The sequence below is a fragment of the Streptomyces thioluteus genome (assembly GCF_039535865.1).
Genome location: NZ_BAAAXZ010000016.1, coordinates 1 through 18,839 on the forward strand (window position 1 = coordinate 1; position 18,839 = coordinate 18,839).

The window sequence follows — 18,839 nt, forward strand, 5'->3', positions numbered from 1 at the left end:
ACCCGGGCCTCGGCCTCCGCGTCGGCGAAGAGGCGGGCCTTTCCGGCCATCATCCAGTGCTCCGCGGTCGGGTAGACCACCCCGTCCACCGTGAAGGGCGAGGGCCACCACTGGCTGAAGCAGCCGGGCCCCACGCTCCCGTCCCGCCGGGGGCGATGGCCCCAGAAAAGGACGTACTCCGGCTGCTCGCCGCGCTCCACAGCGGCCGTCAGCTCCCCGACGGACCGGGCCAGATGCGCGGTCCGCTCCGCTCGCCCGGTCGGTGTTTCCCCCGTGTATGTCATGACGGCCATTCTGGCAGCGGGCACTGACAACGCAGAGTGATTATCCGGAGCCCGGCTCCCGGCCGCCGGTCATGGTCATAACATTGCCCGGCGTATATCCAACGAGGGGATCCACTACTTTGTCCGGCTACGGTCAGAATCCTTACGGCCCGCCTTCGCAGCCGCAGCAGCCTCCGCAGCAGCAGCCCGGCTACGGCTACCCGGCCGCCAACAGCGCTCCCTACCAAGGGGGTTACCCGACCGCCCCGCCGGTTCAGCCGTACGGCGCGGGCCCGTACCCGCCGGCCCAGCCCAGCAACGGCATGGGCACCGCCGGTCTGGTCACCGGCCTCATCGGCGCGATCTGCAGCGCGGTCGTGTTCCTGTGGTTCTTCGGGATCATCCTGGGCATCCTGGGCATCGTCTTCGGCGGCGTCGGCCGCTCCAAGGTCTCCAAGGGGGAGGCGACCAACCGCGGCGCCGCGACCGCGGGCATCGTCCTGGGCATCCTGGGCCTGATCCTGCCGCTGGTCTATCTGGCCATCGCGGCCGCCATCGGGTCGAGCATGCTCTGACCCCCGCCCGCCGCATCCCGCGCAAGCGCTGATTCCGTCGCAGAGCCAATTCTCTGCGACGGAATCTCTTGTTGTGGGGCCCCTCCTCTGCCAGGATCGGCGATCACATCCGGCAGGAGCAACGCCTGTCCCCGAGCCCGCGCGGCCGGCGGAGGAGGTGAGCGATGCGGCACCCGCACGACCCGGACGCAACGTCCCGCGTCCGTATGTCACTGTTATGTGCTCTACGCCCCCACACCTCTGGATCCACACCCATGACAGCAACCGCCCCGAGCGGCAGCGGCACCGATGTGTGCCTCGCCGGGATCAGCAAGCAGTACGGCGCCTTCACCGCCGTGCACCCGCTGGACCTCACGGTCCCCGCGGGATCCTTTTTCGCCCTGCTCGGGGCCTCCGGCTGTGGCAAGACCACCACTCTGCGCATGATCGCCGGCCTGGAGGAGCCCTCCACCGGCACCGTCGTGCTCGGCGGCACGGACGTGACCGCCCTCCCGCCGTACAAGCGCCCGGTGAACACCGTCTTCCAGAGCTACGCGCTCTTCCCCCACCTCGACATCTTCGAGAACGTCGCCTTCGGGCTGCGCCGCCGGGGCGTCAAGTCCGTGAAGAAGCAGGTCGGCGAGATGCTCGACCTCGTCCAGCTGGGCGACCTGGCCCGGCGCCGGCCGCACGAGCTCTCCGGCGGCCAGCAGCAGCGCGTCGCCGTGGCCCGCGCCCTCATCAACCACCCCCGCGTCCTCCTCCTCGACGAGCCGCTGGGCGCCCTGGACCTCAAGCTCCGCCGCCAGATGCAGCTGGAGCTCAAGCGCATCCAGACCGAGGTCGGCATCACCTTCGTGCACGTCACCCACGACCAGGAGGAGGCCATGACGATGGCCGACACCGTCGCCGTGATGAACGCGGGCCGCGTCGAACAGCTCGGCGCCCCCGCCGACCTCTACGAGACCCCGCGCACCACCTTCGTCGCCAACTTCCTGGGCACCTCCAACCTCATCACCGCCGAGGTCCTCGACGCCGCCGGCGACGCCATCGTGCTGCGCGCCGCCGACACCAAGCTCGCGCTGCCCGCCGACCGCTGCCCGGTCGCCGCCCGCGCCGGGGACAAGCTGCTCGTCGGCATACGGCCGGAGAAGATCACCCTCACCCACGCCGACGACGCCGACACCGTGCCCGCCGGGCGCAACCGCGTCCGCGGCCGCATCGCCACGTCCAGCTTCATCGGCGTCTCCACCCAGTACGTCGTCGACAGCCCGGTCGCGGCGGGCGCCTCCGGCCTGTCCGTCTACGAGCAGAACATCGAGCGCGACCCCCGCCTCGTCCCCGGCGCCGAGGTGCTCCTGCACTGGAACCCGGGCCACGGCTTCGGGCTGGACGCCGCCCAGCGCATCGAGGCCGGTACGGACGTCGACCTGGGGGAGGGGCCCTCGTGACGACGACCGCCACCGCCACCGCCCCTGCCGCACCACCCGCCGCACCCGCCCGCCGCGGACGCCTCGTCCCCTACTGGCTGTTGCTCCCCGGCATCCTCTGGCTGCTCCTCTTCTTCGTCGCGCCCCTCGTGTACCAGGCCTCGACCTCCGTGCAGACCGGCTCGCTGGAGGACGGCTTCCAGGTCACCTGGCACTTCGCCACCTACTGGGACGCCCTGGCCCAGTATTACCCGCAGTTCCTGCGCTCCGTCGGCTACGCGACCGCCGCGACCGTCCTCTGCCTGATCCTCGGCTACCCGCTCGCCTACCTCATCGCCTTCAAGGCGGGCCGCTGGCGGACCCTGCTCATGGTGCTGGTCGTCGCGCCGTTCTTCACCAGCTTCCTGATCCGCACCCTGGCCTGGAAGACGATCCTCTCCGACGGCGGCCCCGTCGTCTCGGCGCTGGACTCGCTGCACGTCCTCGGCCTCACCGACGCGCTCGGCGTCACCGAGGGGCACCGGCTCCTCGCCACCCCGCTCGCCGTCGTCTGCGGACTCACCTACAACTTCCTGCCGTTCATGATCCTGCCGCTCTACACCTCCCTGGAGCGCATCGACGGCCGGCTCCACGAAGCGGCCGGTGACCTCTACGCCCGGCCCCTGACGACCTTCCGGCACGTGACCTTCCCGCTGTCCATGCCCGGGGTCGTCGCGGGCACGCTGCTCACCTTCATCCCCGCCACCGGCGACTACATCAACGCCGAACTGCTCGGCTCCCCGGACCAGAAGATGATCGGCAACGTCGTGCAGTCCCAGTTCCTGCGCGTCCTGGACTACCCGACCGCCGCGGCCCTGTCCTTCATCCTCATGGCCGCGATCCTGGCCATGGTCACGGTCTACCTGCGCCGCGCCGGAACGGAGGACGTCGTATGAGCATCACGACCACCGTCCGTCCGCTGCGCTGGCTGCGCCGCAACCTCGTCGTCCTCGCCGGCCTGGCCACCCTGGCCTACCTGCTGCTGCCCAACGTCATCGTCACGGTCTTCTCGTTCAACAAGCCCAACGGCCGCTTCAACTACGAGTGGCAGCGCTTCTCCACGGACGCCTGGACCCACCCCTGCGACGTCGACGGCCTGTGCGGCTCGCTCTCGCTCAGCCTCTGGATCGCCCTGTGGGCCACCGTCGGCGCCACGGTCCTCGGCACCGCGGCGGCCTTCGCGCTGGCCCGGTACCGCTTCCGGGCCCGTTCCACGGTCAGCAGCCTGGTCTTCCTGCCCATGGCCATGCCCGAGGTCGTCATGGCCGCCTCGCTCGCCACGCTCTTCCTCAACACCGGTGTCAGCTTCGGCTTCTGGGACGATCCTCGTCGCCCACATCACCTTCTGTCTGAGCTTCGTCGTCACCGCCGTCAAGGCCCGGGTGACGAGCATGGACCCGCGCCTGGAGCAGGCCGCCCAGGACCTCTACGCCACCCCGCTGCAGACGTTCCTGCGCGTCACGCTGCCCATCGCCGCCCCCGGCATCGCCGCGGGAGCGCTGCTGTCCTTCGCGCTCTCCTTCGACGACTTCATCATCACCAACTTCAACGCGGGCTCCACCGTGACCTTCCCCATGTACGTCTGGGGAGCGGCGCAGCGGGGCACGCCCGTTCAGATCAATGTCATCGGGACCGCGATGTTCGTCATCGCCGTGATGTGTGTCCTGGCCGGTCAGTTGGCTGGGAGACGCCGAAGAAGGAGCTGAGACCATGGCCGCCCGTGCCATGAACCCTGCCCAAGCACTCTCCGACACCACTCTGCGCCCCTACTGGCTCGACGACCCCGGGCGGCCCGGGCCCCGCCCCGCCCTCGTCGGCGACGAACACTGCGACCTGCTCGTCGTCGGCGGCGGCTACTCCGGACTGTGGACCGCCCTCAACGCCAAGGAACGCGACCCCGCCCGGGACGTCGTCCTCATCGAGGCCGACGAATGCGGCTGGGCCGCCTCCGGCCGCAACGGCGGCTTCTGCGCCGCCTCCGTCACCCACGGCACCGGCAACGGACTCGCCCGCTGGCCCGACGAGATAGGCCTCCTGGAGGACCTCGGCCGCCGCAACCTGGACGGCATCGAGGCGGCCCTCGTCCGCCACGGCATCGACTGCGACTTCGAGCGCACCGGCGAGATCGAGATCGCCACCGCCCCGCACCAGGTGGGCGAACTCCGGGAGACCGCCGACGAGTTCGCCGCCCACGGCCTCACCGGCCACACGTACCTCGACCGTGACGCGCTTCGCGCCGAGGTCGACTCCCCGACCTTCCTCGCCGGCCTCTGGGACCGCACCGGCGTCGCCATGCTCCACCCGGCGAAGCTGGCCTGGGGCCTCAAACGGGCCTGCCTGGAGCTGGGCGTCCGCGTCTACGAGCACACCCCCGGCAGTGAATTGTCCTCGCGGGGCGCCGGCGTCGCCGTCCGCACCCCGTACGGACGCGTCTTCGCCCGGCAGGCCGCGCTGGCCACCAACGCCTTTCCCTCCCTCGTCAAGCGGCTGCGTCCGTACATCGCGCCCGTCTACGACTATGCGCTGGTCACCGAGCCGCTGACCGAGGAACAGCTGGCGGCGGTCGGGTGGAAGCGGCGGCAGGGGCTGAGCGACTACGCCAACCACTTCCACTACTTCCGCCTGACCGCCGACCGCCGCGTCCTGTGGGGCGGTTACGACGTCGTCTACCACTACGGCAGCGAGATCCGGGCCGAGTACGACCACAACCCGGACACGTACCGGCGCCTCGCCGAGCACTTCTTCCGCTGCTTCCCGCAGCTGGAGGGCGTGCGCTTCTCCCACGCGTGGGGCGGCGTCATCGACACCTGCTCCCGCTTCTCGGCCTTCTTCGGCACGGCGCACGGCGGGCGCGTCGCCTACGCCCTCGGCTACACCGGGCTCGGCGTCGGTGCCACCCGCTTCGGCGCGGACGTCATGCTCGATCTGCTCGCCGGGGAGCGGACGGAGCGCACGGAGCCGGAGATGGTCCGCACCAAGCCGCTGCCGTTCCCGCCGGAGCCGGTGCGGTCCGTGGGCATCGGCCTCACCCAGTGGTCCATGACGCGCGCCGACGAGAACGGCGGGCGGCGGAACCTCTGGCTGAAGGCGATGGACAAGGCCGGCCTGGGCTTCGACAGTTGAGCTTCTTTGAGTTCGCTCGAGTTTGTTCGCGGCACTCGCGTCATGACGTGCCGCCCGTCGCCTCTCATCCATGTACGCACACAGGGCGAGGCGTTGGAGGCGGCGCATGGGCAGGGGCGGTACGGGAAGCGGACGAAGCGCGATGGAGTGGCTGGCCTCGGCCGCGCCCGACCCGCGGGCCTGCCGGCGCGAGTGGGAGCGGAACCCCTTCGGGATCGCGCTCCTGCCCGCCGGGCGGGTCTGGGACGTGCTCGTCGTCCCCGCCGCGCTCGGGTGTCCCGCCGCGGAGTTGCTGTCCCGGTGGACGCGGCGCCGTCCCGGCCCGGTGCTCCTGGACGCGCGGGCCGGCCGGGTCGGCTTCCTCGTCCCGCCCGGGACGGCGGGGCGGTGGGTGGGCACGGGGGTGCGGGGGGTGGGGGACGGGGCATGGGTGGTGATCCCGCATCCGCTGCGGGGGCTTTGTCTGGTGCGGTGGCTTGTGCCGCCCGATGGGTCGGGGGTGTTGACGGATCCGGTGGGGCTGGAGGGGGCGTTTGCACGGGGTGGTTGGGGGGTGAGTTTTCTCCCCCACCCCGCCCCTTCCCGAAACCGGGGCGCCGGCCCCGGGCCCCGGTGCCGCTCGGCGCGGCGGGCCTGATGCCGCTCGGCGCGGCAGTGCGGGGCCCGCGCCTCCGCGCGTGCGTGGGCGGGGCTCCGCCCCTGCGCCCCGCCGGGGCTCCGCCCCTGCACCCGACCGGGGGTTCCGTCCCCTGGCCTCCGGCGGGGCTGCGGCCCTGCACCCGACCGGGGTCGCGTCCCCTCGCTCTCTGGACCCAGGGTGGGTCGAGCCCGCTGGGCTCCGGCCGGGCTGCGCCCCTGGCCTCCGCCGGGCCCGCCGACGCGGGCTCCACCAGCGCCCTGCGGGCGCTGTCCTCAAACTCCCCGGACGGGGGGCAACCCCCAGACGGGCTGAAGTGCGCGCCCGCGCCGGATTTGGAGCGCGGGCTGCATGGTGCGCCCCGGGCTGGATTTCAGGTCCGGGCGCGCCATTTCAGCCTGTCCGGCGCTTGAGGACAACCGTGCGGAGCGCGGTTGCGGGGTCCGGGGCGGAGCCCCGAACGGGGGGCCAGGGGCGGAGCCCCGGAGGCGGGGGTGCAGGGGGCGCAGTCCCCGCCGGGGCGTGGGGGCTGCGCCCCCGCCCACCACACGGAGCGCGGACGGCCGGCCGCCCGCGCGGAGCATCGCTCACCGCGCGGAGCGCGGTGCCGGGCCGAGGGGCGGAGCCCCGGGAGAGATGGTGAGAGGGCGGGACCGGGGCACCAACCACAACAACAAACCCGCCACGCACCACGCCCCCACCACATCCAACGGCCAGTGATACCCGCACCGCACCAGCCCCACCCCCACGCCCACATTGAGCACGGCGTACACCGCCGCCCAGAACCACCACCTACGCCCACCCGCGAGCAGCAGCACCACTAACCCGTACGCCACCGCCGCCGTCGCCGCATGCCCCGACGGGAAATATCCGCCCGGCCCCATCCCCGGCGGCCCCGGCCGGGCGATCCACAGCTTCAGCGGGACGACGAACGCCGGTACCGCCGCCATGCACACACACGCCGCCAGCGCCTGCCGCCACGTACGCGCACCGCGCCACACCGCCCACCCGCACGCGGCGAGCAGCACCGGCACGGCGACGGACGCGTTGCCGAGATCGGCGAGGAAGCCCGCGAGGGAGCGCGGGAAGGCGGAGGAGGCCGACGCGGTGCCCAGCCGTTCGTCGAGCGCGCGCAGCGGGCCGTCCGTGACGACCTGCCAGGCGATCAGGGCGAACAGGACAGGCGCCAGCAGCGGCAGGAAGAGGTGAGTCGGCGGCCCCGGAACAGGGGGGGAAGTTCCGGGGCCGCCGTCCCGGCCGGTGCACCGCGCGCCCCGGGGGGTGTGGGGCGGGCGGTCGTCCGATCCGGTGTGCACGACGGCACGGCCGCACCGGTGCTGGGGGAAGCACCGGTGGGGCGGCGTCCGCGCGGTTCCGCGGACGGGATGTCTCACTCATCCGCAGAAACCGTACGGCAGCGGAAGCGGCGGGTGGTAGCCGCGTCACCCCTCCACCACCCGCCCCGCACATGTTCTTCACGCACGGATGTCCACGGACGCACGGGGCACCACGGACACACGGGCCATCACAGGCCGGCGAAGGCCGCCTCGATGATGTCCAGACCCTCGTTGAGCAGGTCCTCGCCGATGACCAGCGGCGGCAGGAAACGCAGGACGTTGCCGTAGGTGCCGCAGGTCAGGACCAGCAGGCCCTCCGCGTGGCAGGCCTTGGCGAGCGCGGCGGCGGCCGCGGGGTGGGCCTCCTTCGTCGCCGGGTCCTTGACCAGCTCGATCGCGATCATCGCGCCGCGGCCCCGGATGTCGCCGATGACCGGGAACTTCTCCTGCATGGCGGCGAGGCGGCCCTTCATGACCTCCTCGATACGCTTGGCCTTGGCGTTGAGGTCCAGCTCGCGCATGGTCTCGATGGCGCCGAGCGCCGCGGCGCAGGCCACCGGGTTGCCGCCGTACGTGCCGCCGAGGCCGCCCGGGTGCGCCGAGTCCATGATCTCGGCACGGCCGGTGACCGCGGCGAGCGGCAGACCGCCCGCGATGCCCTTGGCCGTGGTGATCAGGTCGGGGACGATGCCCTCGTCCTCGCAGGCGAACCACTGGCCCGTGCGGCAGAAGCCGGACTGGATCTCGTCCGCGACGAAGACGATGCCGTTGTCCTTGGCGAACTGCGCGATGCGCGGCAGGAAGCCCTTGGCCGGCTCGATGAAGCCGCCCTCGCCGAGCACCGGCTCGATGATGATCGCGGCGACGTTGTCGGCGCCGATCTGCTTGGTGATCTGGTCGATGGCCTGGGCGGCGGCCTCCGGGCCGCAGTTCTCCGGGCCGGTGGGCCAGCGGTAGCCGTAGGCCACCGGCACCCGGTAGACCTCGGGGGCGAACGGGCCGAAGCCCTGCTTGTACGGCATGTTCTTGGCGGTGAGCGCCATCGTCAGGTTGGTGCGGCCGTGGTAGCCGTGGTCGAAGACGACGACCGCCTGGCGCTTGGTGTGCACGCGGGCGATCTTCACCGCGTTCTCGACGGCCTCGGCGCCCGAGTTGAACAGCGCGGACTTCTTGGCGTGGTCACCGGGGGTGAGCTCGGCCAGCTGCTCGCAGACCGCCACGTAGCCCTCGTAGGGGGTGACCATGAAACAGGTGTGGGTGAAGTCGGCGAGCTGTGCGGTCGCCCGGCGCACCACGGCCTCGGCGCTGTTGCCGACCGAGGTCACGGCGATGCCGGAACCGAAGTCGATCAGCGAGTTGCCGTCCACGTCCTCGATGACGCCGCCGCCCGCGCGGGTGGTGAACACCGGGAGCGTCGAGCCGACGCCGGCGGCCACGACGGCGGTGCGGCGGGCCTGGAGCTCCAGCGACTTGGGGCCGGGGATCGCGGTGACGACGCGGCGCTCCTGGGGGAGGGACGGGCCTCCGGTCAGTTCGGTCATGAGGGGCTCCCGGGGGAAGAACGCGGACTTTTGGTCGCAGGCTAGGGCGACCCCGTGGGCCTCGGCATGTTCCGTTCGGGAGAAGTCGCCCGTGCCCCTTGTCCGTACCGGACATGGCACGCCGGGCGGGCCGCCCGTGCGCCGATCGCGTCCGGGCCTGCCGGAGACGCTGAACTCCCCGCTTCCGGCCACTAGATTGGCCCGGGGACACTTCGGACGCGCGCGTGGCAGAGGGCGGGCGAGGGGGCGAGGGGCAGCGATGGACATCGAGCGCACGTACGACGCGTCGGCGGAACGCGAGGACGCCTCCGCGACACCACGCGACGGGCGGCCGCCGCGCCGGGCCGTGCCGCCGGCCGTCCCGCCCCGTCCGTCCGCGCCCCCGCCCCCGGCGCCGGCCGCCCCGCCGCAGGAGGACGCCCCCGTCCCGGACGGTCCGCCCGGGGCCCCGTTCCTCGCCTGGCTGCGCACCCCGCGCCCGCAGGCGGCGCCAGGCGTCTGGGCCTTCGCCCACCGGCCCAAGCCCGCCGAGGAGCCCGTCAAGGTGCCCGCGCGGCAGCTGCTCGGCGGCGCGCTGATCGCGCTGCTGTCCTGCTGGCTGCTGTGGTCGCTGCTGTGGAACAGCTTCCTCGGCGGCCTGTGGATGTGGCCGCTGTTCAACTTCACCGCCGAGTCCTGGCGCAGCGGCATGACCTTCGTCGTCCTCTCGTACGGCTACTACGCGCTGACCGCCGCCGTCCTGCTGTTCTTCTTCGGCCGCCTCGGGCGCTGGCCCGAGGTCTGGCGCCGCTGGGGCGCGCCCCTGGTGCGCCGCCTCTGGGACGACGGGGGCGAGCCGCCGCCCGTCGCCCCCGCGCCCCGGGAGGACCCGGCCGAGTGGCCGCGGCTGCGCGCCGCCGGGGCGCACGCCGCCGCCGACCGGCTCGCCGCAGACGCCCGCGCCGGGCTGATGAACGACGTCGACCACGCCCGCATCGAAGTCGCCTGGCGGGCCGCCACCGCCCGGTCCGGCCGCCTCGCCGCCCTCACCGACACCGTCCTGCGGCACGGCGCCGCCGCCTGTCCGCACCCCTCGGGCGCCCGCGACCTGGGCGTCCGCACCGCCCGGCACGACCTGGTCGCCCGGCAGGTGCGGATCGGCACCGCCGCCGAGGACCGTCGCAACCCCTACGCCCACCGCGGTACGGGCTGCGCCCTCGACCCGGGGCTGCTGGGCACGTCCCTGCTGGCCGTCGGTCCGCCGGGCAGCGGCAAGACGGAGCGCCTGGTGCGGCCCGTCCTGGAGTCGCTCTGCCTCCAGGCGCTGGCCGGGCGGGCGGCCGTCGTCGCGGTCGGCATGGGGGCACCTTCCGCGCGTTCAGCAGCGGGGGAGGGCGCGGACCTGGCGCCGGACGACGCCTTCGACGTCGTGGTGAAGATCGGCCGCCCCGACTCGGAGTACGACCTCGACCTCTACGGTGGCACCGACGACCCGGACGAGGCCGCCGGGGTCCTCGCCGAGGGCCTCGTCGGCGACCTCGCCGGCACGCAGCCGGGGGCCGACGGCCGCCGCGCGGCCACCGCCCTCGCCCAGCTCCTCGGCCCCTACCGCGCAGCCCACGGCCGCTTCCCCTCCGTCCCCGAACTGCGCGGGCTCCTCGACGGCTCCCCCGGGGCGCTCGGCGCGCTGCGCACCGCGCTGACGGCCGGCGGCCAGGAGGGACTGCTGCGCGAACTCGACGCCCGCGAGCGGCAGGCCGAGCGCCCCGGCGACGTGGCCCCGCTGCTCGCCGACCGGCTCGCGCTGCTGGACCGGCCCGCCTTCGCGGGCTTCTTCGACACCGCGCACCCCGGGCGCACCTTCTCGCTGCGCACCCTCGAACACCCGCTGCGCGTCCGTGTCGACCTGCCCGGGCGCGGGCACGCCGAGGCGTCCCGGCTGCTCGCCCGGCTGGTGCTCGCCCAGTTCACCGAGTGCGCGGCGAGCCGCGCCGACCGGTCGCTGTTCGCCTGCCTCGTCCTCGACGACGCGACCTCGGCCGTCACCGCCGACTCCGTCCGCGGCCTGCAGCGGCTGCGCTCCGCCCACGCGGGCGCCGTCCTGACCCTGCGGACGCTCGACGACGTCCCCGAGGCCCTGCGCGGCCCGCTGCTCGGCTCGGTCGGCTGCCGGATGGCCTTCTCCGGGGTGACGACCTGGGACGGGGCGCTGTTCGCCGAGGTCTGGGGCAAGGAGTGGGTCGAGACCCGGGATGTGACGGACCGTCAGGTCGTCGCCCACGACCCGTTCTCCCGCAGCATGCACGTGCTGCGCCGGCTGATCAGCGGGCGTGCGGTCACGGCCCAGTCGGTCACCGTCCGCACGGTCGAGCGCGAGCGCTGGTCCGCCTCCGAACTGGCCCATGCCGTGCCGCCGGGGCATGCCGTGCTCTCCGTGACGTCGGTGGGGGGCGCGTCGGCGCCGCCGGTGCTGGTGGATCTCCGCAGGTGAGGGGGCACGCCTTACCGGCGTTTACGCCGCTGAGGCAGAATTGGCGACAGCCGTTCATACGGGACGGCGCTGTCATGACAGCAAGGATCCATGCCTCCCACCCTCGCCTCGCTCGTCCACCACTCCGCGCTCAAGCTGACCGTGCTCGCGGGCGGGGACCGGCTGGACACGCCCGTCCGCTGGGCCCACGTCAGCGAGCTGGCCGACCCCGTCCCGTGGATGGAGGGCGGCGAACTGCTGCTGACCACCGCCATGAAGATCGACGCGGCGGATCCGGACACCGTCCGGCCCTACGTCCGCCGGCTCGTCCGGGCCGGGGTGGTCGGCCTCGGATTCGCGGTGGGCGTCAACTACGAGCGGACGCCGCCCGCGCTCGTCGACGCCGCGGCGGAGGCGGGCCTCCCGCTGCTGGAGGTGCCCCGCCGCACCCCCTTCATCGCCATCAGCAAGGCCGTCTCCGCGGCCATCGCCGCCGAGCAGTACCGGGCCGTCACCGCAGGCTTCGAGGCCCAGCGGGAGCTGACCCGGGCCGCCCTCGGGGCGGACGGGCCGGCCGGGGTGCTCGCCCGGCTCGCGGCCTGCCTCGACGGCTGGGCCGCGCTGTACGACGCCTCCGGCACGGTCGTGGCCGCCGCCCCCGAGTGGGCGACCCGCCGCGCGTCCCGCCTCGGCGCCCAGGTCGAGCGGCTGCGCGAACGGTCCGCCCCCGCGAGCGCCGTCGTCGCCCCCGAGGAGGGCGAGGACCGCGTCGAGCTCCAGTCCCTGGGCACGGGGCGCCGCGCCCGCGGCGTCCTCGCCGTCGGCACCGGCGCGCCGCTGGGCACGTCCGAGCGCTACGCCGTCAACTCCGCCGTCGCGCTCCTCACCCTCGCCACCGAGCGCTCCCGCGCCCTGCACCAGGCGGAACAGCGGCTGGCGCGCAGCGGTCCTGCGGATGCTGCTGTCGGCCAGGCGGACCACGCGCGGGACGTCGCCGGCGAGCTGTACGGAGCTCTCCTCGACGCGCCGTTCCGGGTTGCTGGTTGCGGAGTGGGCGCCGCCCCCGGAGGACGAGGAGGCCCGGGCCGACCCGCTGGCCGGGCTGGCCGACGCGGTGGAGACGCGGCGAGCCGGGCGGGCGAGGCGGTGCTCGCCGTCCCCGAGGGCGAGCGGCTCGTCGTCCTCGCGCCGGACGGGGGCGCGGCGGTGGCCGCCTGCGCGGAGTTCGCCGAGACGGCGGGTGGTGCTCGGGCTGTCCGCGCCCGCCGGGCCCCACGACGGGCCGCCTTCGGCAGGCCGAGCAGGCGCTCGCCGTCGCGCGGCGGCGCGGGAGCGCGTGCTGGTCGAGCACGAGGACGTCGCGGCCGGTTCCGTCCTGCCGCTCCTCGCGGACGACGCGGTACGGGCCTTCGCGGACGGGCTGCTGCGCGCCCTCCGCGCCCATGACGCCACCGGGCGCGGCGACCTCGTCGCTCCTGCGGGCCTGGCCTCACGCCACGGCCAGTGGACGCGGCGGCGGCGGATCTGGCGTCCACCGGCATACGCTGCGCTACCGGATGCGGCGGGTGGAGGAGATCCTCGGCGCGTCCCTGGACGATCCGGACGTGCGGATGGAGCTGTGGCTGGCGCTGAAGACGACGTCGGCGGGACGGCCGGTTCGCCGGGGAATAGCCCCCTGGCCCGTTGTCTCAAACGCGGACGGGCTGAATCAGCCCGTCCGGCGTTTGAGGACTCGCCCGAGACGAATGGGGGTCCGGGGTCTCCCCGGAGGAAACGGTGAAAGGGCGGGCCAGGGGCAAAACCCACCGCGCCGATCCGGCGCGCCACCCCCTCCCACCGCTCCACACCGGACAAACAGCGGCCCACCGGGACGCCCTACCGTGAGGGCGACATCCACACACTCCGGAAGGCCGCGGCCATGACTCTTCCCCCGCTCCGCACGCAGCCGCCTTCTGGCGGCCGGCCGCAAGGCCACCGGCGAGGAGTCCTTCGACGTCCACAACTCCTGGACGGCCGCTCGTCGGCACCGTCAGCGTGCCGACCGAGGCGCAGGTCGAGGAGGCCGTCGCCGCCGCGCACGCCGTGCGCGAGGAGTTCGCCGCGGACTCCCGCCCCACGTCGGACCGCCGCTCTCGACCACGTCGCACAAGCGCCTCACGGAGCGCACCGAGGAGATCGCCAGCTGATCATCCGCCGAGAACGGCAAGCCGATCAAGTGGGCCCGCGGCGAGGTCGGCCGCGCCGTCTCCGTCTTCCGGTGGGCCGCCGAGGAGGCGCGCCGCTTCAATGCCGGTGACGCCAGCGCCTGGACACCGACCCGGCCTCCACCGGGCGGCTCGCCCTGACCCGCCGCTTCCCGCGCGGTGTCGTGCTGGGCATCGCGCCCTTCAACTTCCCGCTCAACCTGGCCGCGCACAAGCGTCGCCCCCGCCATCGCCGTACGGGCGCGATCATCCTCAAGCCGGCCCCGGCGACGCCGATCTCCTCCCTCGTCCTCGGCGAGCTGCTGGCCGAGACCGAGCTGCCCGCCGGCTCGTGGAGCGTGCTGACCGTCCCCAACGACCGCATGCCCGCGCTCGTCCAGGACGAGCGGCTGCCGGTCATCTCCTTCACCGGCTCCGGCCCCGTCGGCTGGTCGATCCTCGACTCCGCCCCGCGCAAGCACGTCACCCTGGAGCTGGGCGGCAACGGCGCGGCCGTCGTCCTCGCCGACTGGTCCTCCGAGGCGGACCTCGACTGGGCCGCGCAGCGCATCGCGACGTTCTCCAACTACCAGGGCGGCCAGTCCTGCATCTCCGTGCAGCGCGTCATCGCCGACGCGTCGCTGTACGAGCGCCTGGTGCCCAAGGTCGTCGCGGCCGTCGAGGCCCAGGTCACCGGCGACCCGTCGGACGCCGCCACCGACGTCGGCCCGCTGGTCAGCGAGGACGCCGCCAAGCGCGTCGAGTCCTGGGTGGACGAGGCCGTCGCGGCGGGCGCGAAGCTGCTCGCCGGCGGCAAGCGGGAGGGCGCGACGTACGCCCCGACCGTCCTGGCCGACGTCCCCGCCGGCGTGACCATCGCCTGCGAGGAGGTCTTCGGCCCGGTCCTCACCCTCGCGAAGGCCGACGGCGAGGAGGCCGCCTTCGCCGCCGTCAACGACTCGCCGTACGGCCTCCAGGCGGGCGTGTTCACCCACGACCTGCAGACCGCCTTCCGCGCGCACCGCGCGCTGGAGACCGGCGGCGTGGTCATCGGCGACGTCCCGTCCTACCGCGCCGACCAGATGCCCTACGGCGGCGCCAAGCAGTCCGGCGTGGGCCGTGAGGGCGTGCGCTACGCCATGGACGACTACACCTACGAGCGGGTGCTGGTCCTGACGGGCCTGGCGCTCTGAGGTGCGGGTTCCGGCCCCGGCGGCACTCCGCCGGGGCCGGAACCGTGCACGCGGTCTGGTAGAGGCCGTCCGGATCGGGTACATACGGACGGGTAGCACCGGTCGGTAGTGACCGGGACGACGCCACGACTCGAGCGGCGAGGTGCCACATGTCCGCACCATCCGTACGGCCGGTCTCCGAGCGAGAAGCCCGCCAGGTCGCCGAGGCGGCCCGCGAGCAGGGCTGGAAGAAGCCCAGCTTCGCCAAGGAGCTGTTCCTCGGCAGGTTCCGGCTCGACCTCATCCACCCGTACCCGACGCCCGCACCCGACGACGTGCGGCGCGGCGAGGAGTTCCTCGCCCGGCTGCGCGACTTCTGCGAGACGCGGATCGACAGCGCCCGGATCGAGCGCGAGGCCCGCATCCCCGACGAGACCGTGCGCGGGCTCAAGGAGCTCGGCGCGCTCGGCATGAAGATCGACGTCAAGTACGGCGGCCTCGGTCTCACCCAGGTCTACTACAACAAGGCCCTGACGCTGGTGGGCTCCGTCAGCCCCGTCGTGGGCGCGCTGCTCTCCGCCCACCAGTCCATCGGCGTCCCGCAGCCGGTCAAGCTGTTCGGCACCCAGGAGCAGAAGGACCTCTTCCTGCCGCGCTGCGCCCGCACCGACATCTCCGCCTTCCTCCTCACCGAGCCGGACGTCGGCTCCGACCCGGCACGGCTGGCCACCTCCGCGGTGCCCGACGGCGACGACTACGTCCTCGACGGCGTCAAGCTCTGGACGACCAACGGCGTCGTCGCCGACCTGCTGGTCGTCATGGCCCGCGTCCCGAAGAGCGAGGGGCACCGGGGCGGCATCACGGCCTTCGTCGTCGAGGCGACGGCCGAGGGCGTCACCGTCGAGAACCGCAACGCGTTCATGGGCCTGCGCGGCATCGAGAACGGCGTCACCCGCTTCCACCAGGTCCGGGTGCCCGCCTCGCACCGCATCGGCGCCGAGGGCACCGGCCTGAAGATCGCGCTCACCACGCTGAACACCGGACGGCTGTCCATCCCCGCGATGTGCGTCTCCGCCGGCAAGTGGTGCCTGAAGATCTCCCGCGAGTGGTCCGCCGCGCGCGAGCAGTGGGGCAAGTCCATCGCGAAGCACGAGGCCGTGGGCTCGAAGATCTCCTTCATCGCGGCCACGACCTTCGCCCTGGAGGCGATCCTCGACCTCTCCAGCCAGATGGCCGACGAGGACCGCAACGACATCCGCATCGAGGCGGCCCTCGCCAAGCTCTACGGCAGCGAGATGGCCTGGCTGATGACCGACGAACTCGTCCAGATCCGCGGCGGGCGCGGCTACGAGAGCGCGGCGTCGCTGGCCGCGCGCGGCGAACGGGCCGTCCCCGCCGAGCAGATGCTGCGCGACGCGCGCATCAACCGGATCTTCGAGGGCTCGACCGAGATCATGCACCTGCTCATCGCGCGGGAGGCGGTGGACGCCCACCTGTCCGTCGCGGGCGACCTCATCGACCCCGACAAGTCCTCGGGCCAGACAAGGCAGGGCGGGCGCCCGGCCGATGGCGGCTTCTACGCCGCTGGCTGCCGAGCTGGTCGCGCGGGTCCGGGCTCAGCGGCCGACCAGCTACACAGAGTTCACAGCCCGGCCGGCTGCCGCGACCTGCTCCGGGCACTGCGCTACGTCTGAACGACGTCCTCGCGCCAGGCTCGCGCGCTCGCACGTTCTACTGACTGCGCCATAGTCGCGCTGGCACGGGGCGGCTGGTGACCAAGCAGGGCTTCCTTACTGGGGCGCGTGGTGGACATCGGGGCCGAGCTGCTTACGCAATGTGAGCGCGCAGTGCGTGCGGGCCGAACCGCTGCGCGCGCGAGCGGCGCGCACGGGACGGAGGCGTACGGACGCCTCGCGATCGCGGTTCTGCCGGCAGGCGCGGGTCCGGGCGGACGAGCTGTTCGACTCGCCCTGTGGTACGACACGGACGGGTGGACTCGGAAGGTCGGTGGCGGCGGGTGATGACCGGGTCGTACGAGCGTGGTCTGGAGGCGGCCATTCTCGATCCCGAGCGGGGACGGGCCGTAGAGATCTGGCGCGGATGCGTACGCCAGAGCCAGATCGAAGGCGGAGAACGTCCACGAGCGCGGTCGACTGAGGGACGGGGCGGGGTGCGCCCTGCGGCGGCTGTTGCCCTCCCGCCCTTCACGCGTTTCCTCAAGCGGGCTGACAGTCCTCGAGGAGGCCCGACACGACGCTGCCGCGCGCGCGAGGGCTGCGCCCATGCACCCCGCGGCGGGGCTCGCTGCCCCTGCACACCCACTTCCGCGGCCGCTCCTCTCACCGGCGCACCCCGGCTCGGGGTCCCTAAGTGGGCGCAGGCCCCGCCCACCCGCGCGGTGCGCGGGCCCCGCGCGCCTCCGCGCGCAAGCGGGGTTCCGAAGGGGCGCGGCCCCTGCGGAAACGGAGAAAGGGCGGGGCGGGGGCGAGAATTCCGGCCGCCCGCCCGGCACCGTCGCGCGTGCGGCAACAATAGGGGGATGACCGACTCCCTCGCTGACCCGCATCTGCGCTACTCCGCCCCCCTCCCCCCGGGCACCCCGCGCGAGATCGTCATCCTCGGCTCCACCGGTTCGATCGGCACGCAGGCCATCGATCTCGTGCTCCGCAACCCGGGGCGCTTCAGGGTGACGGCCCTCTCCGCCGCCGGCGCCGGTCGAGCTGCTCGCGGAGCAGGCGCACCGCGCTGCGGGTGGCCAGGGTCGGCATCGCCGGCAGGGACAAGGCGCCCGCGCTCCGCGAGGCACTGCGGCAGCGGTACGGGAGCGAGGCGCTCTCCGGAGATCCTCGCCGGCCGGACGCGGCCACGGAGCTGGCCGGCGGCGAGTGTCACACCGTCCTCAACGGCATCACGGGGTCGATCGGCCTGGCCCCGACCCTGGCCGCCCTGGAGGCCGGCCGTTCCCTCGCGCTGGCGAACAAGGAGTCGCTGATCGTCGGCGGCCCCGCTGGTGAAGGCCGTGGCCAAGCCGGGGCAGATCGTCCCGGTGGACTCCGAGCACGCCGCGCTGTTCCAGGCGCTGCTGCGGCGGGGCCCGCTCACGGAGGTCCGCAAGCTGGTGGTCACCGCGTCCGGCGGCCCGTTCCGCGGCCGGACGAAGGCCGAGCTGGCGGCCGTCACCCCGGCGGACGCCCTCGCGCACCCGACCTGGTCGATGGGCCCGGTGATCACCGTCAACTCGGCGACCCTGGTCAACAAGGGCCTGGAGGTCATCGAGGCGCATCTGCTCTACGACGTCCCCTTCGACCGGATCGAGGTCGTCGTCCACCCGCAGTCCTACGTCCACTCGATGGTGGAGTTCACGGACGGTTCGACGCTGGCGCAGGCGACGCCGCCGGACATGCGGGGGCCGATCGCGATCGGCCTGGGCTGGCCGGAGCGGGTGCCGGACGCGGCCCGGCGCGTTCGACTGGTCGAAGGCATCGACCTGGGAGTTCTTCCCGCTGGACGAGGAGGCGTTCCCCTCGGTCGCCCTGGCCCGGCACGTCGGCACCCTGGGCGGCACGGCACCGGCGGTGTTCAAGCGCCGCGAACGAGGAGTGCGTGGACGCGTTCCTCGCGGGCGCTCCTGCCGTTCAATGGGATCGTGGACACCGTCGCCGAGGTCGTCGCGGAGCACGGCACCCCCGCCGCGGGAACTTCCCTCACGCTCCCGGACGTCCTGGAGGCGGAGGCCTGGGCCCGGACCCGGGCCGTGAACTGGCGGCCCGTACGGCCGCAACGACCTCGGAGGCCCGCGCATGACGACACTGATGACGGTCCTCGGGATAGTCGTCTTCGTGGTGGGCCTGCTCTTCTCGATCGCCTGGCACGAGCTGGGCCACCTCTCCACGGCCAAGATGTTCGGCATCCGGGTCCCGCAGTACATGGTCGGGTTCGGGCCGACGCTGTTCTCGCGGAAGAAGGGGCGACACCGAGTACGGCATCAAGGCCGTCCCGCTGGGCGGCTACATCCGCATGATCGGCATGTTCCCGCCGGCGAGGGACGGGAAGATCGCGGCCGCTCCACCATCGCCCTGGCGGGGCATGATCGAGGACGCCCGGTCGGCTG

General features: G+C 73.4%; 9 protein-coding genes and 6 pseudogenes. 12 read left to right on the forward strand and 3 right to left on the reverse strand.

Translation table 11 applies throughout. From position 1 onward, the window contains the following. The coding region (locus tag ABD794_RS01760; RefSeq protein WP_344960522.1) for an NADAR domain-containing protein at window positions 1–284 on the reverse strand (284 nt) is incomplete at its 3' end. Window positions 285–355: 71 nt separating this feature from the next. Here ABD794_RS01760 and ABD794_RS01765 point away from each other — a divergent pair. The 6 genes and pseudogenes from ABD794_RS01765 to ABD794_RS01790 all read left to right on the forward strand — a co-directional run bounded on the left by ABD794_RS01765 (window position 356) and on the right by ABD794_RS01790 (window position 6,046). Beyond that, window positions 356–838, forward strand: coding sequence for a DUF4190 domain-containing protein (locus ABD794_RS01765; RefSeq protein ID WP_425585900.1), 483 nt, complete (start codon window positions 356–358; stop codon window positions 836–838). A gap of 254 nt (window positions 839–1,092) precedes the next feature. After that, window positions 1,093–2,268 carry an ABC transporter ATP-binding protein gene (locus tag ABD794_RS01770; RefSeq protein WP_344960524.1) on the forward strand — a complete coding sequence of 392 codons (1,176 nt, stop codon included), beginning with the start codon at window positions 1,093–1,095 and terminating at the stop codon, window positions 2,266–2,268. Then, on the forward strand, window positions 2,265–3,182 hold the full coding sequence (locus ABD794_RS01775) for an ABC transporter permease (protein WP_344960526.1): 918 nt from the start codon (window positions 2,265–2,267) through the stop codon (window positions 3,180–3,182). Before ABD794_RS01770 ends, ABD794_RS01775 begins: the two co-directional genes overlap by 4 nt. Next, window positions 3,179–3,992, forward strand: a pseudogene (locus ABD794_RS01780) (ABC transporter permease). Before ABD794_RS01775 ends, ABD794_RS01780 begins: the two are co-directional and overlap by 4 nt. Window positions 3,993–3,996: 4 nt before the next feature. Next, complete coding sequence (locus ABD794_RS01785; RefSeq protein ID WP_344960528.1) at window positions 3,997–5,409, forward strand: NAD(P)/FAD-dependent oxidoreductase; 1,413 nt, start codon at window positions 3,997–3,999, stop codon at window positions 5,407–5,409. A 142-nt stretch (window positions 5,410–5,551) separates the two neighbouring features. Continuing rightward, complete coding sequence (locus ABD794_RS01790) at window positions 5,552–6,046, forward strand: hypothetical protein (protein WP_344960531.1); 495 nt, start codon at window positions 5,552–5,554, stop codon at window positions 6,044–6,046. A gap of 587 nt (window positions 6,047–6,633) precedes the next feature. Here the strand turns inward: ABD794_RS01790 and ABD794_RS01795 are convergent. Beyond that, a complete protein-coding gene (locus tag ABD794_RS01795) occupies window positions 6,634–7,362 on the reverse strand; it encodes a phosphatase PAP2 family protein (protein ID WP_344960532.1) in 729 nt (242 codons plus the stop codon). Window positions 7,363–7,571: 209 nt separating this feature from the next. After that, the gene (gene gabT / locus ABD794_RS01800; RefSeq protein ID WP_344960533.1) at window positions 7,572–8,924 is read right to left on the reverse strand and encodes a 4-aminobutyrate--2-oxoglutarate transaminase; all 1,353 of its coding nucleotides are present in this window, start codon (window positions 8,922–8,924) and stop codon (window positions 7,572–7,574) included. 259 nt (window positions 8,925–9,183) lie between these two features. Between gabT and ABD794_RS01805 the strand changes: the two genes are divergently transcribed. The 6 genes and pseudogenes from ABD794_RS01805 to ABD794_RS01830 form a co-directional block, all read left to right on the forward strand. Then, window positions 9,184–11,394 carry an ATP-binding protein gene (locus ABD794_RS01805; protein ID WP_344960535.1) on the forward strand — a complete coding sequence of 737 codons (2,211 nt, stop codon included), beginning with the start codon at window positions 9,184–9,186 and terminating at the stop codon, window positions 11,392–11,394. 90 nt (window positions 11,395–11,484) lie between these two features. Further along, window positions 11,485–13,028 (forward strand): annotated as a pseudogene (locus tag ABD794_RS01810) (PucR family transcriptional regulator); the annotation flags it as partial. Window positions 13,029–13,305: 277 nt separating this feature from the next. Then, window positions 13,306–14,749, forward strand: a pseudogene (locus ABD794_RS01815) (aldehyde dehydrogenase family protein); the annotation flags it as partial. Between the two features lie 149 nt (window positions 14,750–14,898). Further along, window positions 14,899–16,815: pseudogene (locus tag ABD794_RS01820) on the forward strand (acyl-CoA dehydrogenase family protein). 452 nt (window positions 16,816–17,267) lie between these two features. Then, window positions 17,268–18,532: pseudogene (gene dxr / locus ABD794_RS01825) on the forward strand (1-deoxy-D-xylulose-5-phosphate reductoisomerase). Further along, a pseudogene (locus ABD794_RS01830) lies at window positions 18,529–18,839 on the forward strand (site-2 protease family protein); the annotation flags it as partial. The pseudogenes dxr and ABD794_RS01830, both read left to right, overlap by 4 nt.

Excerpts from the sequence above, each read along its gene's own strand:
- ABD794_RS01765 (WP_425585900.1), top strand. The coding sequence starts at position 356 with ATGGTCATAACATTGCCCGGCGTATATCCAACGAGGGGATCCACTACT.
- ABD794_RS01770 (WP_344960524.1), top strand. The coding sequence starts at position 1,093 with ATGACAGCAACCGCCCCGAGCGGCAGCGGCACCGATGTGTGCCTCGCC.
- ABD794_RS01785 (WP_344960528.1), top strand. The coding sequence starts at position 3,997 with ATGGCCGCCCGTGCCATGAACCCTGCCCAAGCACTCTCCGACACCACT.
- ABD794_RS01790 (WP_344960531.1), top strand. The coding sequence starts at position 5,552 with ATGGAGTGGCTGGCCTCGGCCGCGCCCGACCCGCGGGCCTGCCGGCGC.
- gabT (WP_344960533.1), bottom strand. The coding sequence starts at position 8,924 with ATGACCGAACTGACCGGAGGCCCGTCCCTCCCCCAGGAGCGCCGCGTC.
- ABD794_RS01805 (WP_344960535.1), top strand. The coding sequence starts at position 9,184 with ATGGACATCGAGCGCACGTACGACGCGTCGGCGGAACGCGAGGACGCC.